Source organism: Kineosporia sp. A_224 (genome assembly GCF_002198655.1).
GTDB lineage: Bacteria > Actinomycetota > Actinomycetes > Actinomycetales > Kineosporiaceae > R-H-3.
In genome coordinates this window covers 184,047-200,002 of the sequence record NZ_MWLN01000191.1, presented here as the reverse complement: position 1 = coordinate 200,002, position 15,956 = coordinate 184,047, and the positions used below count along the sequence as shown (strand labels likewise).

The following is a 15,956-nucleotide window of genomic DNA, read 5'->3' as shown; positions in this document are numbered from 1 at the left end:
CGCAGCCTGACGGCTCAGGCCGTGCAGCGGCAGTCCAGGACGGTGCCGGGGGCGGGCCCGTCGACCCGGTCGACCGTGACGATGCCGCCGTTCCCGACGGGCTCGGTCGTCGCCAGCACGACCTGGGCCCAGCCGTCGGGGCTCACGGTGAACTCCTGCCGGGCGAGGACGCCACCACCCGGCGAGGAGACCGTGACGGCGTAGCGGCCGCCCGACGTCGGGAGGTCGCCGGCCTCGACGTCGACGATCGTGCCCTCGGCACGGGGCAGGAACCGGACCGTGGCCCAGGCGTCGGGAGCCAGGACGGTGCCCGCGAGCTGGACGGAGACCGTGGCGTCGCGGTGGGTCGCGATCCAGAGGCCGGCCGGGAGCACCCCGACGAGGAACGCGGCGGCGGCCGCGACGACGGCGAGCCGGATCTCACGACGCCCGCGATGCTGCCGGACCCCGGTCACGGCGGCGATCTCCGCCTCGTCGGGGAGGGCCGCGGCCGCGACGAGGTCGCCGGGCGCCCCGGCGTCGGCGCGGTCGAGGGTGTCGAGCATGGTGCGGACGATGGCGAGCTCGCGGCGGGTCGCGGCGCACTCGTCGCAGCCGAGGAGGTGCTCCTCGACGCGGACCGCCTCGCGGGGCGGCAGGCCGCCGAGGAGCAGCGCGGCCACGGACTCCTGCATCTCACACGTCACCGGTGACCACCCCCAGCTCGCGGAACGCGGTGCGCAGGTTCTTCATCGCGTAGAAGCACCGGCTCTTGACCGTTCCTTCCGGGATCCTCAGGTGGGCAGCGGCCTCGGCGACCGTGAGCTGGCGGAAGTACACCAGGTCGAGCACGTCGCGGTGCTCCCGGGGGAGCCGTTCGAGCGCCGTCCGGATCAGCGTCGACCGCAGGAACGACTCGACCTCGTCGTGCGCGTCCGCGGCGATGTCCGGCACGATCTCGGCGACGACCCGGGGCCGCGCGGAGGCCCGCCGTCCGGCGTCGGTCGTGGCGTTGCGGGCGATCTCGAAGATCCAGGACCGGAACGACCCGCGGGAGGCGTCGAACCGGGGTGCCGAGCGCCAGACGCTCGTCATGACGTCCTGGACGATCTCGCGGGACAGCTCGGCGTCGCCGGTGCGCCGGAAGACGAACCCGAAGATCCCCGGTCCGTACCCGGCGTACAGCGCACGCACCGCGTCCGGGCTTCCGGAACGCAGCTCCGCGAGCATCGTGTCGTCGTCCATGGCGCCGGGTGAAACGCGGCCAGGAGGCGAACCGTTCGATCGTGTGGCGTGGATCACATCCGTGAACCGGGGTGAGGACGGCGGCGTAACCGCCCGTCGCAGGCGCCGGACGGCGGCGCCGACCACCCAGGAGGTCCCCGTGAAGCGCTCCACCACTCTCGTCGCCGGCGGTCTGACGGCCGGCGCGGTGCTCGCCCTGCTCGCCCCGGTCGTCGCCGGCTCGGCCGGCGCCGACGCGGGTGTGCGCCTGCGTCTCGTCGAGCAGGGCACCGCCGTGCACGTGCTCGACCTCCCCGCGTCCGCCGCGGACGGCCAGGCCGGTGACCTCGCGACGTTCGAGTCGGACCTGCTGAAGGCCGGCAAGAAGGTCGGCACGCTCGAGGGGTCCTGCCTCCAGATCCGCGCGAACGGCACCCTCGACGACTGCTCCGTCACCGTGACGGTCGGCCGGAACTCGTACCGGATGGCGGGCCCCTTCGACCCGGCCACGGGTGGCACGCTGACGATCGTCGGCGGGACCGGCGCCTGGGTCGGCGCCGGCGGCACCGACACGATCGTCAACCGGCCGGACGGCACGGCCGTCCACACCGTCTCGATCAAGCTCTGACCAGCGGGGCGGCCCGGCGACGCCGGGCCGTCTCAGTGGCGGCGGGTGGCCCGCACGACGACGTCGTGGAGCGTCACCTCGGGCCCGTCGTGACCGTCCGGGACCCGTCGGGACTCCTGGGCGGTCACGACGTCCCACGCGGTCGGGTCGAGCCGCTCGGTGATGGTGGCCGCGGTCGCCGAGGCGGCGGCGGGAGGCGCGTCACCGCCGTGGCCGTGGCCGTGCCCGTGGCCGTGGCCGTGCCCCTGGCCGTGCCCGTGGCCGTGACCGTGCGAGGGCCCGTCGCCGTCGGCCGGCTGGTGGAGGTGGCCGACGATGAGCAGGGTGCCGCCGGGCGCGACCCAGGACGCCGCGCGGTCGTAGAACTCGAGTTGCGGCATCGCGGGGTGTGCGTAGTGCGTGGTGACCAGGTCGAACCGGGTACCCGGGTCCCAGGCGGAGAGATCCGCCAGGACCCACTCCACCTGCCCGGCGACGCCGCGTTCGGCGGCACGTTCCGCCGCGCGGTCGAGCGCGGCCGTGGCGATGTCGGCGCCGGTGACCCGCCAGCCGCGCTCGGCGAGCCAGATCGCCTCGGCCCCGGCCCCGCAGCCCGCGTCGAGGGCTGTCCCGGGCGGCAGCTCGGCGATCTCCCGGACCAGGTGCGGGTTGGGTGCGCCGGATCCCATGGACCCGGCCCGGTCGCCCTGCCAGATCTCGTCCCAGTACTGCCTGTCGAACGCGTGCGTCATCCTCAGAGAGTCGTCACTCCCATGCAGGATGGCAAGTGGCCTTGCTGGAACGGCAAGTACGGGTGCGGACGACGCGACCGCCGCGGGCCGGGAACGCCCGTGCGGCGGCCGCTCGATGCAGGCCGCCGCACGTCGGTGGTGCGATCGCTCAGACCCTGGACCGGAGCTTGCGTGCGAAGCCCGCGACGACCTCGGTCGGCCGCTGCTGCTCACCCTGCTGGGCTCCCAGCACGACGACGCCGAGAGCCAGTGCGGGGGTCGCCCACTGCAGGGTCCGTAGGCGCTTCTGGGCGGCCGCCACGTCGTCCGGGGTGCCGGCGTCCGGGGTGGTGGCCCCCGCAGCCTCGGCGTCGCGGCCGGCCGCGGCGATCTTGGTGCCCAGGATGCCGCTGTAGGCAGTGGTCGCCAGGGCTGCGCCGGTGAGTGCGGTCTTGACGGCGGTGTTGGCGGTGACGCCCTTCTGGCCGCGGACCCGGTGGCGGTTGGCCAGGAGCAGCCCGAGGCCCCCGACGAGGTGCGTGCCGATCGCGGCCGCGTTGACCGGCGCCCAGCGGGCCCAGCCGTCGGCGGCGATCTCGGCGCGCTCGCGGCGGTCCTTGATGTCGGACGCGGCGCCGTTGAGGCCGACGGCGCCCATGAGGGCGCCCCCGAGCCAGACCGCTGCGCCGACGTCGTGCAGGGAACGGACCAGGGTGTTGCGTGCGGTCACGGTGCTGAGCCTTCCTTCGGGTGGATCACGGGTGAGGGGTGCCTGCGAGGTGTGGGGTCTGCTCAGGCGAGCAGTGCGTCAGCGGCCTTCTTCAGGGCGCTCGGCCGGCTCGGGTGGCGCGGCGCGGTCTTCTTGCTCTCCAGCAGCTGCTCGCCGATGGTGGTGAGCTGCTTGCGGCCGAGCGCGCTGCGGACCTTGGGGAACCAGTCGTTCTCTTCCTCGTCGATGTGGTGCGTGACGTTCTCGATGAGGACGGTTGCCTTCGCCCGGAAGTGCTCCGCGTCGGGTGCGAGGGCCATGAGCTCCATGACGAGGAGGTCGGCGACGTGGTGCTCCTCGTAGGACTCGAGGACGTCCTGCTCGAGCTCGGGGACGAGGGCGCGCACCTGGGGGTACATCACCTCGTTCTCGATGTACGTGTGCACGGTGAGCTCCTGGATGATCTCGTCCACGATCGTGCCGCGCGTGGTGTGCGCGGTCGGGCCGGAGTCCTGGAACCGCTTGAAGAGCGAACGGATCCGCTTGTGGTCGTCCTTGAGGATGACGATGGCGTCGGTCGACATGATGCTCCGTAGCTGAGGGGTGGGAACGCGATCGCCGCCGGTGGGGGACGACGCTCGGGGGACGGCGCCCCGCATCCCCGGTGCCCGCGCTGCGGCCGGTTATCCGCGCGGGCGCGGACGGGTTGTGTCGCACCGCGCCCGGGACGCTGGAGGGCTACGCGGGGATCAGCTCGCCGAGCCTGGGCAGCGTGAAGGTCTCCGACCCGGTCGGCAGGTTCTCGGGCGCCTGGATGCCGAGGTAGGTGACCGGTTCGTCCGGCACCTCGCCGTTCCAGGTCAGCACCTCGGTCGTCGGCCGCCACCGGTCGACGAGGTAGGCCAGCGTCAGGTAGCGCCGCTCGACGAGGGCACGGACCTGCTCCGCCGTGGTGACGGTGCTGTCCTCGACCCGGTTGAAGGACGGGCGCCCCTTCGGGTACAGGTGCAGCCACACGGCCTGCCAGCCGTTCTCGCCGTTGACGAACGCCATCGGCAGCGCGATCCGACCCGTGCCGCGCAGCTGCGAGGTCATCCGGACGGTGCGGGCGTCGAAAGGCGGCCCGCCCTGGTCCCGCGTCCGGGTCTGGTAGCCGAACAACGACTCGGCGACGTCCTCGAACGACTCACCGGCGTAGATGTTGACCTGAGGGACGACGACGCGCGCCACGAGGTCGAGCGGCACGTCGATGAACTCGGTCGCGCCGTCGGGGGCCGAGGTGATGTCGCCGGAGTGCACGACGCCGTCCTGCCGGTAGTTCGTCCAGGACACCTGCCCGGCGGCGTGGAACTGCTCGTCGAGGAGAAGCACCGACAGGTCGTAGTCGGTGCGGCGACCCGTCTGGCGCCAGTACATGAAGAAGCGCAGGACGTCACCGCGCACGGCGGCCCGCGAACCCCGGGGGAGCACTCCGAAGCCGGCCCCTGAGGCCTTGCCGGACAACGGGAGCGCGACGTCGAGCACGTCCGGGTCCACGAGCAGCGGCCGTGGCGACGGCGCGAGTCTGGCGGTGATCTCGGTGTCGATCCGAGCGGACAGGTCGGCCACCAGGTCGGCCGGCAGCGCCGGTCGCCGGTCCGGTTCCACCCACGCCCGCCGCGACCGGCCCACGTACACCCGGGCGGGTGCGGGCAGCAGCCGGTTGTCGATGTGCTCGCGCAGACCGAGCAGCACCCTGCCGGACGCCGAGCCGAGCGCACAGGTGACGGCGTCGACCACCTCTGCGCGCTCTGCCCGCGAGGCCAGTCGCAGCAACCGGTCGGCGGACCTCAGGAGCAGGCCCGGTGCCGCCGACAGCACCGAGGCCGCCTGCCCGACGGCACCGCCGCGGACGGCCGTCTCCGCGCGACCGGCGAGACCGGGGACCCGGCGTTCGCCGCGTGCGACGGCGAACACCTGCTGGGCGTGCGGCCACCGGCCGTACTCGTGCGGGTGCAGCCGTTCCCCGAGGCGCTTCCAGCGCTCCGCGTGCCGGGCGACGTCCGCGAGCTTGCCCGGGGATGCTCCGACGACCTCGTCGAGCGCGGCCAGCAGTATCCGCCGCTCCGCGCGCCGGAAGCCGCGGAACCGGGTAGGGGTCGCGAGCGAGACGTCGCCGCCGGAGACCTGGCAGGCGACGCGGAGCACGTCGGTCGTCGTGTCCGTGGCGACCAGGGGCCGGTCGAGGACCAGCCGGATCCCGTTGAGCACGGCACGGTTCTCCCGCACCGGGACCTGGTCCGGCTGCGGGCCGTCCAGGCAGGCGACGGCCAGCTCGCCGAGCAGGGCGAGGTCCGACTCGCCGAGCGGCGTCGTGCTCCCGCCCAGGGCGAGGTAGAGCCGCGAGACCTCCACCTCGAGGGGGTCTCCGAGATGCAGCAGGGTCACCCGGTCGCCCGCCGTCGTGACGAGCGCGTCGTGCGCGGCCAGGAGCTCGTCGTACGTGTGCTGGTAGGCGCCGTACGCCGGCAGATCGAGCAGGTCGATCCCCCCGCCGGCGAGCGCGGTGCGCAGCTGCGCGTCGGTCGCGCTGCCACCGCCGGCCAGGACCGCCGCCCGCAGCCGCTCCAGCCAGAACTCGACCGTGTCCGGCACGTCGTGGGGGAAGCCGATGAAGTACGCGTTGTGCCGGACGTGGTCGCCCACGAGTTCGCGCACGGCGGACACGACCGTCACCGCGAGGTCCATCGCCGGCCCGGGCTCCAGCCCGCCGAGGTGGTCCAGGAGCTCCCGGGACGCCGAGAACCCGACGTCGAGCAGCGCTGCGTCCAGCTGCCGGGCCACGGGAGCGCCGTCCCCGGTCGGGCCCTTGCTCGCCGGCACGCGCAGGGTCCTCTGGATGATCTGCTTGTCCAGCACGTGTCCTCCGGTGCGACTGTGTGGGCCGCCGGGGACTCGAACCCCGAACCCTTCGATCCAGAAAGGGAGAAGGAAGCGCACCCATGCCCGCACGAGGCGGAGAGCGGACGCGCTGACCAGTCGAATGCTCTGCCAGTTGAGCTAGCGACCCGGCGGCAGCATCGCATGCAGCCCTGCGGCGCGGCCACCGGATTGAGCGATCGTGACTCGAGCACGACCTCGAGCGTGAGCGCTTCAGCCCTTCGCGGCCGCCTGGGCGACGCACAGGACGCCCCTGTTGCCGTCCTGGTCGGCGACCACGGTCAGCGACGGTGCGTCGCTGTCGTCGACGACGGACCCGCCCGCGGCGATCACGGCGGCGATGCGTCGCTCGGCGACCTCGGGCGCCACGTACACCTCGACGTGGAACCGCTGACGCGGGGACCCGTGCTCGTCGCCGTCGCCGAACCACAGGTTCGGCACCCGCCCGGTGGCGTCCCGGATCTCGTCGCCGGGGGAGCCGTGGCCCTGGGAGCCGGGGTTCCCGGTCAGCAGGGCCGCCCACACCGGGGCGATGGTCGCGGAGCGCGCTGTGTCGAGGCCGAGCTCGACGACGCTCACCGCGGCCGGGTCGGCGTCGAGCCCGTCGTCGGCGGCGATCTCGCTTATCCGCCGGGCGAGGTCGATGTCCTGCTGGGTCACCCACTCGACGAGATGCTTCGTGCCCTCGTCGTCGCGGTAGACGGCGTCGGCGGTCACCAGCTTCAGGTCGACGTACCCGGTACCGAGCGACACGCTCGGGTGGTGCCCGGTCGCGTCGCCGGCCTCACCTACCGCGGTGACGAACCGCGCGCCGGCGGCGAAGTCGGCGACCAGGTAGCGGGCGTGCAGTCCCTGCGCCAGCTTGCGCCAGTCGGTCAGCCGGGCCGCGGCGATCTCGTCACGCGTCAGCATGTCCATGGCCGGGGACCCTACGTCGGACCCGGCCCGACCGCGCTGCGACCGCGTCAGCGCTGCGCGCGCACCTCGATCGACATCACGCAGTTCTTCAGCCCCTTGGGCCGGACGTAGGTGAAGCCGAGCCGTTCGTACAGGCTTCGGGTGCCGTTGTAGAGGAAGGACGACGACAGCTGCTTCGTCTGGTGCGTCAGGTCGTGCGGGTAGGCCTCGACCACGCCGCCACCGGCCTGCGCGACGAGGTCGAGGGCGCCGCGGATCGCGATCTCGGTGACGCCCCGGCGGCGGTACCTGCGGTCGACGAAGACGCAGGTGATCCGGTAGTCGGGGTCGCGGTCCTTCTCGGCGTCGTACTGCTTGCGATGGTGGATGGTGGGCAGCTCGACCGGGGTGCCGTACTCCGCCCACGCCACGGCCTCGTCGCCGTCCATGACGAGCGCCGCGTGGGCCGCGCCGGCCTCGACGTACCCCTTCTTCAGCGCCCGGTTGGCCTCGGCACCCTGCCCGCGCTCGGGGCCGTCGGGATGGAACCAGATGCACCAGCAGCCGCCGAAGATCCCGTTGTGCCGCTGCACGAGGGCGTCGAAGGCCGGCCAGGTCTCGGCGGTCAGCGGCCTGACCTCCAACGTCGCGTCGGTCATCGTCCCGGTCTCCATGGACGCACCGTAGAACGGATGCCGGACGATGCGCGTCCGGATCGGCGGCTCGTCGTCCGCTCCTCCTGGACCTGCTCGGCCCTGACCCTCAGCGGCACAGGGCCTGCTCGGCGGTGTCGGCGAGGGAGGCCGCGGCCTCGTCCACGTCCATGCCACGCCCGGTGTGCAGGAGGTCGAAGGCCTCGAAGCTGCACAGCACCCACAGGATGTCGGCCGCGTGCTCGACGCTCAGTCCCGGTCGCAGGGCGCCCTGGTCGTCGAGTCGCCGGGCGAGATGGGTCATCCCGCCGCTCCGGTCCCGTTCCTTGGCGGCGACGGCCCCGCCCATGGAGTCCGGGTCCAGCCGCGCCATGGAGAAGAGCACCCGGTAGACGGGCAGCTCGCCGGCGAACATCCGGCAGGCCGCGCGGATGCCGTCGCGCAGGTGCGCGCGGGCGTCCGGCGCCCGGACCGCGGCGGTCAGGTCGCCGAGGCCGTTCCGCTGCCACAGCTCGTCGGTGAAGGCGTCGAAGAGGCCCGCCCGCGAGCCGAAGACGGTGTAGATCGTCGAGCGGGCCACGCCGGCGATCTCGGCCACCTTGTCCAGGGCCAGCGGCTCGGCGGGTGCGGTGCGCAGCCGCTGCTCGACGGCCTCGAGGATCCGCGTCCGCGTCTGCAGCGCGGCTTCTGCGCGCAGCCTCTGGTCGTACTTCCGCGTGCCCATGAGATCCAGCGTCCCATATTGGTTGACAACTCGTCCGGCGAACTACAGTGTGTCTTATCAATACATAGTGTCTGACCAAATGGAGGATCCGGTGGTCGAGCATCGCGTCGTGATCGTCGGCGCCGGGCCTGCCGGCCTGGCCGCGGCGATCACCCTCGCGCGGGTCGGGATCGACGTCCTGGTCCTGGAACGCCGGGTCGGGACGTCGCCGCTGCCCCGCGCCACGGTGCTGAGCCTGCGCTCGATGGAGCTGCTGCGGAGCTGGGGTCTTGCGGACCGCGTCCTCGCCGGCGCCGACGACGTCGAGATGACGATGCGGGAGACCCCGACGTTGGCGCGCGTCGCCGAAGGGGCCACGATCGACGTCGGCTACCCGAGCGCGCAGCAGAGCGCGGTGCTGAGCCCCACCAGGGCAGCCTGCGTGGCGCAGGACCACCTCGAGGCTGTACTGCTCGAGGAGCTGGCCTCCCTGCGTACGGCCAGGCTCGAGCGAGGGGTCGAGGTGGTCGGGGTGGAGCCCGCCGCGTCCGGTGTGCGGCTCACGATCCGGGACCACACGGCACAGCGACGCACTCTCCGCACGGCCTACCTGATCGGCGCCGACGGCGCTCGCAGCACGGTCCGGACGGCCCTGGGCATCCCCGTCCGAAGCTCGGGCGCGACCGTCGCCGGTGCGCGCATCGAGTTCCGGGCGCCGCTGTGGGACCTGCTCGGCGAGCACCGGCACCTGCTGTACGCGGTCACGGCACCGTCTGCGGAGGGCGTCCTGCTGCCTGCCGGTCTGGGGGACCGGTGGATCTTCGCGGTCACCGCGCAGCCGGGTCGCGATCTCCCGGGCAACCCGACCGTGGCGGACCTGCGTCGCCGGCTGCAGCGTGCCATCGACGTGCCGGGACTCGATCCGCGCATCACCCGGCACGACCGGTTCAGCTCGCGGGGCGAGCTCGCCGAGCGCTTCTCCCACGGGCGGGTCCATCTCGCGGGCGACGCCGCCCACCGGGTCACCCCGCGCGGCGGGACCGGGCTGAACATCGCGCTGGCCGACGGGTACGACCTGGGGTGGAAGCTCGGCTGGGTCCTGCGCGGGCTGGCCGGGCGGTCCCTGATGAGCAGCTACGAGCCCGAGCGGCGACCAGCGGTCCGGCACAACCTGGAACGCTCCGTGGACCCGTCCGGCGCCCGGCGGACAGCGCCGCTGGAGGTCCCCGTCGACCTCTCCGGGCGGATCAAGCACCTGTGGGTGGCGCCGGGGGTCTCCACGCTCGATCTGCTCGACGACGGGTTCAGCCTGCTGACCGCGGACCCGCCGGCCTGGCGTCGCACCCTCGGCCGCCCTGCCGTGGCCGCCCCGGTCTCCGTCACCGGGGTCTCCGTCCTGAACGCCCGCTCGCTGGGGCTGGGACCGCGCGGAGCGGTGCTCCTGCGTCCGGACGGCGTACCCGTCGCCGCGTGGTCCACGTCGCCGTCCGCCGGTCTCGTGCAGCAGGCGGCGGCAGCCTTCCTGGACCACGGGGCGTCAGGCGGCGCCGGCAGCGCAGCGTGACGCCGGCCGCTCCACCCGATCAGCACGACGACGCGACACGACGACCACTGAGGAGCACAGCCATGAGATACCCCGTCATCGAGAACCCTGTCACCGGCGAGCGCGGCATCGTCAGGCGAGCGCCCGGACCGGCCGGTCCCGGTCTGGTCGCCGACCTGTACGCGCGCCCGGGTGCAGCCGTCGTCGGTGAGCACGTCCACCCGGCGAGCACGGAGGCCTTCACCGTCGTCCGGGGAACCCTGGGGCTCCGCGTGGACGGGACCGAGCGCCTCGCCACGGCGGGCACCCGCGTCGTCGTCCCCCCGGGTACCCCGCACGACTGGTGGAACGCCGGTGACGACACGGCCTGGGTCGTGGTGGAGGTCGACCCGGGCCGGCGGTTCGAGGCCATGATCCGCAACCTCTTCGGGCTCGCGACCGACGGCCGCACCGACGCCACCGGACGACCCGGCCTTCTGCAGGCCGCGCTGCTCGCCCGCGAGTTCGACGACGTCATCCGGTTCACCTCGCCGCCGCGGGCGGTCCAGCGGACCCTGTTCGCCGCGTTGGCGCCGTTGGCCAGGCTGCGTGGGCTGCGGGGTTCGTACCCGGAGTACGAGCGCGATGCCGGTGAGTACGTCGACACCCTCGAGCCGTTGCCCCCGGACATCAGTGCCCTGCTCGGGATGTCCACGTGATCCGGCTCGGGCAGGAGGCTCTCGACGACATCGTCGCCGCGGTCGGGTGTCGACGTCTGCTGCTCAGCCCTGGAGCCACGGCGACGACGGCGTCGCGATCCGGCCGGTCGCGGCGGTCTCGACGCAGTCGCGCAGGTTGCGCAGGTAGAGCCCGCGCCCGACGGCGGCCGGGCCGTAGTGGGCGTACTTGCCGGAGCTGGTGACGATCGCGGCGTCGCTGTCGGGGACGACGGGTGCCGCGAGGAAGCACCAGCAGGTGTCGTTGAGGAAGGTGCCGCCGAACCTCTCGACCCGTGCCACGTGGCCGGCCGCCGACGCCTGCTCGAAGACGTCCCGTCCGCACGTGACGACGAGCCGGACGCCGTCGGCGGCGCGGCGTCCGTCGCACAGGTCCGCGAGGGTGCCGCACTCGGTCAGGGAGAAGTGGGGGTTGCCGAGGGAGACCAGGTCGACGTGCTCCGCGGTCGCGGAGTTGAGCTCCGCCCAGGTGCGGGTCAGGTCCGCCCGGTCCACGGTGACGACACGGACGTCGGCGCCCGCCGTTGCCTCCTCGAGGCCGGCCGCCTCGGGCGTGACGCCGACGATGTGGAACATCGGTGCGGCGGACGTCGTGGCGAACGCGGCGCCGAAGGCCTTGAGGTCGTCGTCGGTGGGAGCGGCGTCCTGCAGCCCGGTGAGGACGGGGATCTCGTGGGGGGCGACGGAGCCGACGAGGTAGCCGAGGGTGGGCCACAGCGCGTCGTCCAGCAGCGCGCCCGGGACGTCGACGTCGACGCGGACCGTCGCCCGTCGCGCGAGCGGCAGGTGCGTGCTCGTCGCCGGTGCCCGGCCGGTCAGGGCGACGAGGAGGTCGAGGTAGTCGGGGTACTTCATCGTGCGGGCGCCGAGGACCGAGTTGGCGTAGACGACCGCGTTGGACTCGGCCCACACGATCTGCTGCGCGAACCGCGGCCGGGTGGCGAGCAGGTACGGCGCGCAGGTGTACGAGGGTTGGACGCCGAGGGTCACCAGGGCGTCCGCCATGAGGTCCGAGGGCTCGCCGACGTCCGGGCTGACACCGAGGTCGCGCCAACGCCGCCGGTCGACGAGCAGGGCGTTCATGGTCGTGGGGACGCGGACGGTGCTGCCGGTCGCGGCCAGCCGCTGGGCGAGGGCCAGGCTGGCCGGGCCCTGGTAGAAGCAGCCGTCGATGTGGCCCATCTCGACGTCGAGGAGGTCGGTCGCTCCCTCGAGCCGGGCGGCCTCCAGAACGATCCGCATCGCCGTCCGCGCGCCCTCGCCGTACTCACCGGCGAGGATCCGCTCGTCGTCCGCGGTGAGCGGGATCGCGGGCTGCTGCACGTCGTCCGGTGCGGACGGCGGGACGGAGCCGACCGCGTGGACGACGCCGTCCGTCACGGCCGCGGACGCCGTCCCGCGCAGTGCGGCGAAGTCGTCGCCCGCCAGACGCAGCACGGGGATGCTGGGCCCGAACAGCTCGCGCGCGATGACGACGCCGAGGGTGAGGATCGACTCGTGGTGGGAGAACACGAGGGCCGCCGGGGCCGATCCGTGGACGAGCATCTCGACGATGACACCGCTGCCCGAGCACGACCCGCGACCGCTCGGGATCACCAGGACCCTGCCCGAGACGCAGGCGCCGTGCAGCGGGTGGTGGATGTCGGTGACCATGCCGGTGAACGGGTCGACGCCGCCCATGAAGCTCAGGGGGACGTCCGAGAAGAGGACGTCCCCCGAGCCCGTACCGGGGACGAGGCACTCACCGACGAGCGCGGCAGCCGGCACTGCTCCTCCAAGGACGACGGGCGGGCGACGGGTCGCCGCACCGGCATCGGGACGACGTCGCGGCGGCTCAGGGGCCACCCTGCCGTCCGAGGGCGTCCGAGGAAAGACCCGCGGCCGACGTCCCGGTGGGTGAGCCGCTCAGGCCTCGGTGGAGATGGCACGCAGGATGTCGAGGCGGACCGCCCGGGCCGAGGGGAGGGCTGCGGCGAGGACGCCCACGACGACTGATGCGACGAGCACGGTGACGATCGTCGTCCAGGGGATCGCGAGCTGGTCCAGGCCCTGGGAGCGCAGACCTCGTTGCATGGCGATCCCGAGCCCCAGCCCGAGCAGGCAGCCCAGGACGGCCCCGAACAGGGCCGTGGCGATCGCCTCCACGGTGATGACTCCGGACAGCTGCCGCCGTCGCAGTCCGACGGCGCGCAGCAGCCCGATCTCCCGGGTGCGTTCGACGATGGACAGCGCGAGGGTGTTGATGATGCCGAGGACGGCGACGATGACGCTGAACAGGAGCAGCACGTAGAGCAGGTTGAGCAGCGTGTCGACGGATGCGGCGGTGGAATCGCTGTACTCCTGGCCGTCCTCGACGGACACGATCAAGAACGGCTTGGCCAGCGTGACGAGCTGGCTCCGCAGCAGACCCAGGTCGGCGCCGGGCGCCGCGCGGACGTAGACGCCCCGGTCCGAACGGGCGCTGACCGGGACGGCCTGGTCGTACAGGGACCGGTCGACGACGAACTCGGTGCCGAGCGCCTGGCTGTCCTGGAAGACGCCGCCGATGGTGAGCCGGTGGGCGGTCAGGGTGCCTACCGCCGCGGTGACGACACTGCCGACGGTCCACCCGTGGGCTGTGGCGGTGGTCTGGTTGACCAGCACGGTGTCGCCGGCCAGCGCCGTCAGGGGACCGGACCTCATGGTGATCACGATGTTGTCTGCGAGACCGGCCGCGCTCGTCACCACCGCACTCGCTGCGACGTCGTCGACAGTGACGCCGACGACGCTGGTCCGGGTGACCGACTGCACCTGGGGCAGGCCGGCTGCCGCCGGTCCGATGCTCGCCGGGATGCCGGCCGAGCTTGCTCCGCGCAGGACGAAGTCGGACGTCAGTTCCCGGGCGAGGACGTCGGCGACGCTGGCCTTGACGCTCTGGGCGATCACCGAGACGCCGGTGACCAGCGCGAGGCCGATCATGAGGGCGCTCGCGGTCGCGGCCGTACGGCGGGGGACGCGCAGGGCGCTCTGCCGTGCGAGCCGGCCGATGACCCCGGTCAGCGCGACGAAGGGCCAGGTGACCGCGGTGACCACCGGCCGCGCGGCCAGTGGGGCGGCGACGAGCATCCCGACGACGGCGAGGACCGCGGCCACCGCGGCACCCGGCCAGGAGGGGCTGTCGCGGGTCACGCTCACCGTCAGCAGGACTGCACCCACGGCGAGGAAGGCGAGCCCGACGACTCCGCGCCGGCGCAGGCTGCGGGCAGGGGGTGTCGCGTCGTCGCGCATCGCGGCGACCGGCGAGATCCGGGACGCGCGCCGGGCCGGGAGGACGGCCGACCCCACGGTGACGATCGTGCCCACGGCCACGCTCCAGAGCACGGTGGCCGGGTGCACCGGGAGCGCGGCGACGATGTCGGTCCCCAGGGCGACCCGGACGAGGGACTTGGCGCCGGCGGCGATCGCCAGGCCGAGGCCCAGCCCCAGGGCCGAGCCGACGACCCCGATCACGACGGCCTCGGTCAGGACGCTGCGCACGACCTGCCCGCGGGAGGCCCCGACCGCGCGGACCAGGGCGAGCTCGCGGGTGCGCTGAGCGACGAGCATCGAGAAGGTGTTGACGATGATGAAGGATCCGACGAACAGGGCGACGCCGGCGAAGGCGAGCAGGAAGGTGGTCAGGTAGCCCAGGCCGGCCGCGACCGAGGACTTGTTCTCGGCGGTCATCGCCGCTCCGGTGACGGCTTCGTCCGTGGCGGGCAGGACCGCGGCGACGCTCTGCCGCAGGGCCTGTTGCGTGACTCCTGGTTCCGCGGTGATCGAGAAGGTGGAGACGGTCCCGTCGGGGGCGAACGCGGTCCGTGCCGTGGCCTCGTCGACGAGGACCGCGGTCGCGCCGAACAGGGCTCCGAACGTCACCTCTCCGGTGATCGTCACGGGGTGGGCCTGTCCGGCGATGACTGCGGTGGTGGAGTCGCCCACGTGAAGGTCGGCCTTGGCCAGGGTCACCGACTCGACCGCGACCTCACCGGGGCCGGTGGGTCCGCGGCCGTGGACCAGGGTGAACGACGGGTCGTCGGTACGGAACGCGAACCCGAGCGCCGGAGCGCCCCCGGTGCCGACGGCGATGCCGTCCTTGCCGGCCAGGATCGCGGTGCCCTGGAAGTCGGGGACGACCCGGGCGACGCCTGGCACGGACGCGAGGGTGGCTTGCAGCGCCAGAGGCACCGTTCCCCGCGGGGCGCCGGTCACGATCGCCGAGGTCTCGCCCGAGCCGCGGACGACGACGTCCACGCCTTTGGACGCCGACGCGAACAGGCCGTCCAGGGTGGTGTCGATGCTGTCGCGCAGGATGAATGTCCCGGCGACGAACGAGACTCCGAGCATCACGGAGAACGCGGTCAGCAGGAACCGGACGAGGTGGCCGCGGACACTGGCCAGGGTGAACCGGAACATGTCAGCTCCGCCCGCCCAGCTCGAAACCCCGCATGCGTTCCAGGACGCGGTCCGCGGTGGGGTCGTCGAGCTCGTCGACGATCCGGCCGTCGGCCAGGAACAGCACCCGGTCGGCGAAGGCGGCCGCGGACGGGTCGTGCGTGACCATGACGATGGTCTGGCCGAACTCGTCGACGGAGCGGCGCAGGAACCCGAGGATCTCGGCGCTGGCGCGGGAGTCCAGGTTCCCGGTGGGCTCGTCCGCGAAGATGATCGCGGGTCGGCTCACCAGGGCTCGTGCGCAGGCGACGCGCTGCTGCTGGCCGCCGGACAGCTCGCTGGGCCGGTGGGAGAGCCGGTCGCGGATCCCGAGGGTGTCCACCACGGTGTCGAACCATGGCCGGTCGAGCGTGGCTCCGGCGATGTCGATCGGGAGGGTGATGTTCTCCTGCGCTGTCAGCGTCGGCACCAGGTTGTACGCCTGGAAGACGAACCCGAGCCGGTCTCGCCGCAGCGTGGTCAGCCCGCTGTCCTTCAGGCCGCTGATGTCGACCCCGTCGATGATGACGCGACCGGAGGTCGGGGAGTCCAGGGCTGCCATGCAGTGCATGAGCGTGGACTTCCCCGAGCCCGAGGGGCCCATGATCGCGGTCAGCCGGCCGCGGGCGAACTCGACGGACACGTCGTCGAGCGCGGTCACGGTCGCGTCTCCCGTGCCGTAGATCTTCGAGAGCCCGATCGCCGCAGCGATCACTGACGGCGCTGGAGGGGTGACCCGGTCAGTTGCAAGAGCGGGCGCAGGAGCGGGCGTGCCGATCGGCGAGTCGATGAGACGGGCCATGAGAGCCACTCCAGGTGGTGT

Annotated in this window: 15 protein-coding genes and 1 tRNA gene; 3 read left to right on the top strand and 13 right to left on the bottom strand. The window is 73.1% G+C overall.

Annotated elements, in window-relative coordinates; translation table 11 throughout:
* Positions 1-14: 14 nt before the first annotated feature.
* Together EDJALFJO_RS21255 and EDJALFJO_RS21250 are read right to left on the bottom strand one after the other, a co-directional pair.
* Complete coding sequence (locus tag EDJALFJO_RS21255; protein WP_088288303.1) at positions 15-674, bottom strand: anti-sigma factor; 660 nt, start codon at positions 672-674, stop codon at positions 15-17.
* 1 nt (position 675) lies between these two features.
* A complete protein-coding gene (locus EDJALFJO_RS21250) occupies positions 676-1,224 on the bottom strand; it encodes an RNA polymerase sigma factor (RefSeq protein WP_088288302.1) in 549 nt (182 codons plus the stop codon).
* A gap of 139 nt (positions 1,225-1,363) precedes the next feature.
* Between EDJALFJO_RS21250 and EDJALFJO_RS21245 the strand changes: the two genes are divergently transcribed.
* Positions 1,364-1,831, top strand: coding sequence for a hypothetical protein (locus tag EDJALFJO_RS21245; protein ID WP_088288301.1), 468 nt, complete (start codon positions 1,364-1,366; stop codon positions 1,829-1,831).
* Between the two features lie 32 nt (positions 1,832-1,863).
* Here the strand turns inward: EDJALFJO_RS21245 and EDJALFJO_RS21240 are convergent, their stop codons facing one another.
* The 8 genes from EDJALFJO_RS21240 to EDJALFJO_RS21210 all read right to left on the bottom strand — a co-directional run bounded on the left by EDJALFJO_RS21240 (position 1,864) and on the right by EDJALFJO_RS21210 (position 8,443).
* Positions 1,864-2,562, bottom strand: coding sequence for a cyclopropane-fatty-acyl-phospholipid synthase family protein (locus EDJALFJO_RS21240; RefSeq protein WP_088288300.1), 699 nt, complete (start codon positions 2,560-2,562; stop codon positions 1,864-1,866).
* A gap of 148 nt (positions 2,563-2,710) precedes the next feature.
* Complete coding sequence (locus EDJALFJO_RS21235; RefSeq protein ID WP_088288299.1) at positions 2,711-3,271, bottom strand: hypothetical protein; 561 nt, start codon at positions 3,269-3,271, stop codon at positions 2,711-2,713.
* Positions 3,272-3,333: 62 nt separating this feature from the next.
* The gene (locus EDJALFJO_RS21230) at positions 3,334-3,834 is read right to left on the bottom strand and encodes a hemerythrin domain-containing protein (protein WP_088288298.1); all 501 of its coding nucleotides are present in this window, start codon (positions 3,832-3,834) and stop codon (positions 3,334-3,336) included.
* A 154-nt stretch (positions 3,835-3,988) separates the two neighbouring features.
* Positions 3,989-6,148, bottom strand: coding sequence for a TerD family protein (locus EDJALFJO_RS21225; RefSeq protein ID WP_088288297.1), 2,160 nt, complete (start codon positions 6,146-6,148; stop codon positions 3,989-3,991).
* 21 nt (positions 6,149-6,169) lie between these two features.
* A tRNA-OTHER gene (locus EDJALFJO_RS34490) sits at positions 6,170-6,299 on the bottom strand.
* An 83-nt stretch (positions 6,300-6,382) separates the two neighbouring features.
* Positions 6,383-7,087 (bottom strand): 4a-hydroxytetrahydrobiopterin dehydratase, encoded by a 705-nt coding sequence (locus EDJALFJO_RS21220; RefSeq protein WP_088288296.1) that lies wholly within the window; start codon positions 7,085-7,087, stop codon positions 6,383-6,385.
* 47 nt (positions 7,088-7,134) lie between these two features.
* Complete coding sequence (locus EDJALFJO_RS21215; protein WP_198950516.1) at positions 7,135-7,740, bottom strand: hypothetical protein; 606 nt, start codon at positions 7,738-7,740, stop codon at positions 7,135-7,137.
* Positions 7,741-7,828: 88 nt separating this feature from the next.
* Positions 7,829-8,443 carry a TetR/AcrR family transcriptional regulator gene (locus EDJALFJO_RS21210; protein WP_088288295.1) on the bottom strand — a complete coding sequence of 205 codons (615 nt, stop codon included), beginning with the start codon at positions 8,441-8,443 and terminating at the stop codon, positions 7,829-7,831.
* A 91-nt stretch (positions 8,444-8,534) separates the two neighbouring features.
* Here EDJALFJO_RS21210 and EDJALFJO_RS21205 point away from each other — a divergent pair, with 91 nt between their 5' ends.
* Positions 8,535-9,986, top strand: a complete 1,452-nt coding sequence (locus EDJALFJO_RS21205) for an FAD-dependent monooxygenase (protein WP_158220514.1) — start codon at positions 8,535-8,537, stop codon at positions 9,984-9,986.
* 62 nt (positions 9,987-10,048) lie between these two features.
* On the top strand, positions 10,049-10,663 hold the full coding sequence (locus EDJALFJO_RS21200) for a cupin domain-containing protein (RefSeq protein WP_088288293.1): 615 nt from the start codon (positions 10,049-10,051) through the stop codon (positions 10,661-10,663).
* Between the two features lie 63 nt (positions 10,664-10,726).
* On the opposite strand, the gene EDJALFJO_RS21195 is transcribed toward EDJALFJO_RS21200, so the two are convergent.
* From EDJALFJO_RS21195 to EDJALFJO_RS21185, 3 genes are all read right to left on the bottom strand, one after another.
* Positions 10,727-12,448, bottom strand: coding sequence for an aconitase X (locus EDJALFJO_RS21195; protein WP_198950515.1), 1,722 nt, complete (start codon positions 12,446-12,448; stop codon positions 10,727-10,729).
* Between the two features lie 138 nt (positions 12,449-12,586).
* Positions 12,587-15,115, bottom strand: coding sequence for an ABC transporter permease (locus EDJALFJO_RS21190; protein WP_088288292.1), 2,529 nt, complete (start codon positions 15,113-15,115; stop codon positions 12,587-12,589).
* A gap of 1 nt (position 15,116) precedes the next feature.
* A complete protein-coding gene (locus EDJALFJO_RS21185; protein WP_088288291.1) occupies positions 15,117-15,935 on the bottom strand; it encodes an ABC transporter ATP-binding protein in 819 nt (272 codons plus the stop codon).
* Positions 15,936-15,956: the final 21 nt, after the last annotated feature.

Coding starts and splice junctions, on each gene's coding strand:
- EDJALFJO_RS21215 (WP_198950516.1), bottom strand. CDS start 7,740: ATGGAGACCGGGACGATGACCGACGCGACGTTGGAGGTCAGGCCGCTG.
- EDJALFJO_RS21220 (WP_088288296.1), bottom strand. CDS start 7,087: ATGGACATGCTGACGCGTGACGAGATCGCCGCGGCCCGGCTGACCGAC.
- EDJALFJO_RS21230 (WP_088288298.1), bottom strand. CDS start 3,834: ATGTCGACCGACGCCATCGTCATCCTCAAGGACGACCACAAGCGGATC.
- EDJALFJO_RS21240 (WP_088288300.1), bottom strand. CDS start 2,562: ATGACGCACGCGTTCGACAGGCAGTACTGGGACGAGATCTGGCAGGGC.
- EDJALFJO_RS21250 (WP_088288302.1), bottom strand. CDS start 1,224: ATGGACGACGACACGATGCTCGCGGAGCTGCGTTCCGGAAGCCCGGAC.
- EDJALFJO_RS21210 (WP_088288295.1), bottom strand. CDS start 8,443: ATGGGCACGCGGAAGTACGACCAGAGGCTGCGCGCAGAAGCCGCGCTG.
- EDJALFJO_RS21185 (WP_088288291.1), bottom strand. CDS start 15,935: ATGGCCCGTCTCATCGACTCGCCGATCGGCACGCCCGCTCCTGCGCCC.
- EDJALFJO_RS21255 (WP_088288303.1), bottom strand. CDS start 674: ATGCAGGAGTCCGTGGCCGCGCTGCTCCTCGGCGGCCTGCCGCCCCGC.
- EDJALFJO_RS21190 (WP_088288292.1), bottom strand. CDS start 15,115: ATGTTCCGGTTCACCCTGGCCAGTGTCCGCGGCCACCTCGTCCGGTTC.
- EDJALFJO_RS21200 (WP_088288293.1), top strand. CDS start 10,049: ATGAGATACCCCGTCATCGAGAACCCTGTCACCGGCGAGCGCGGCATC.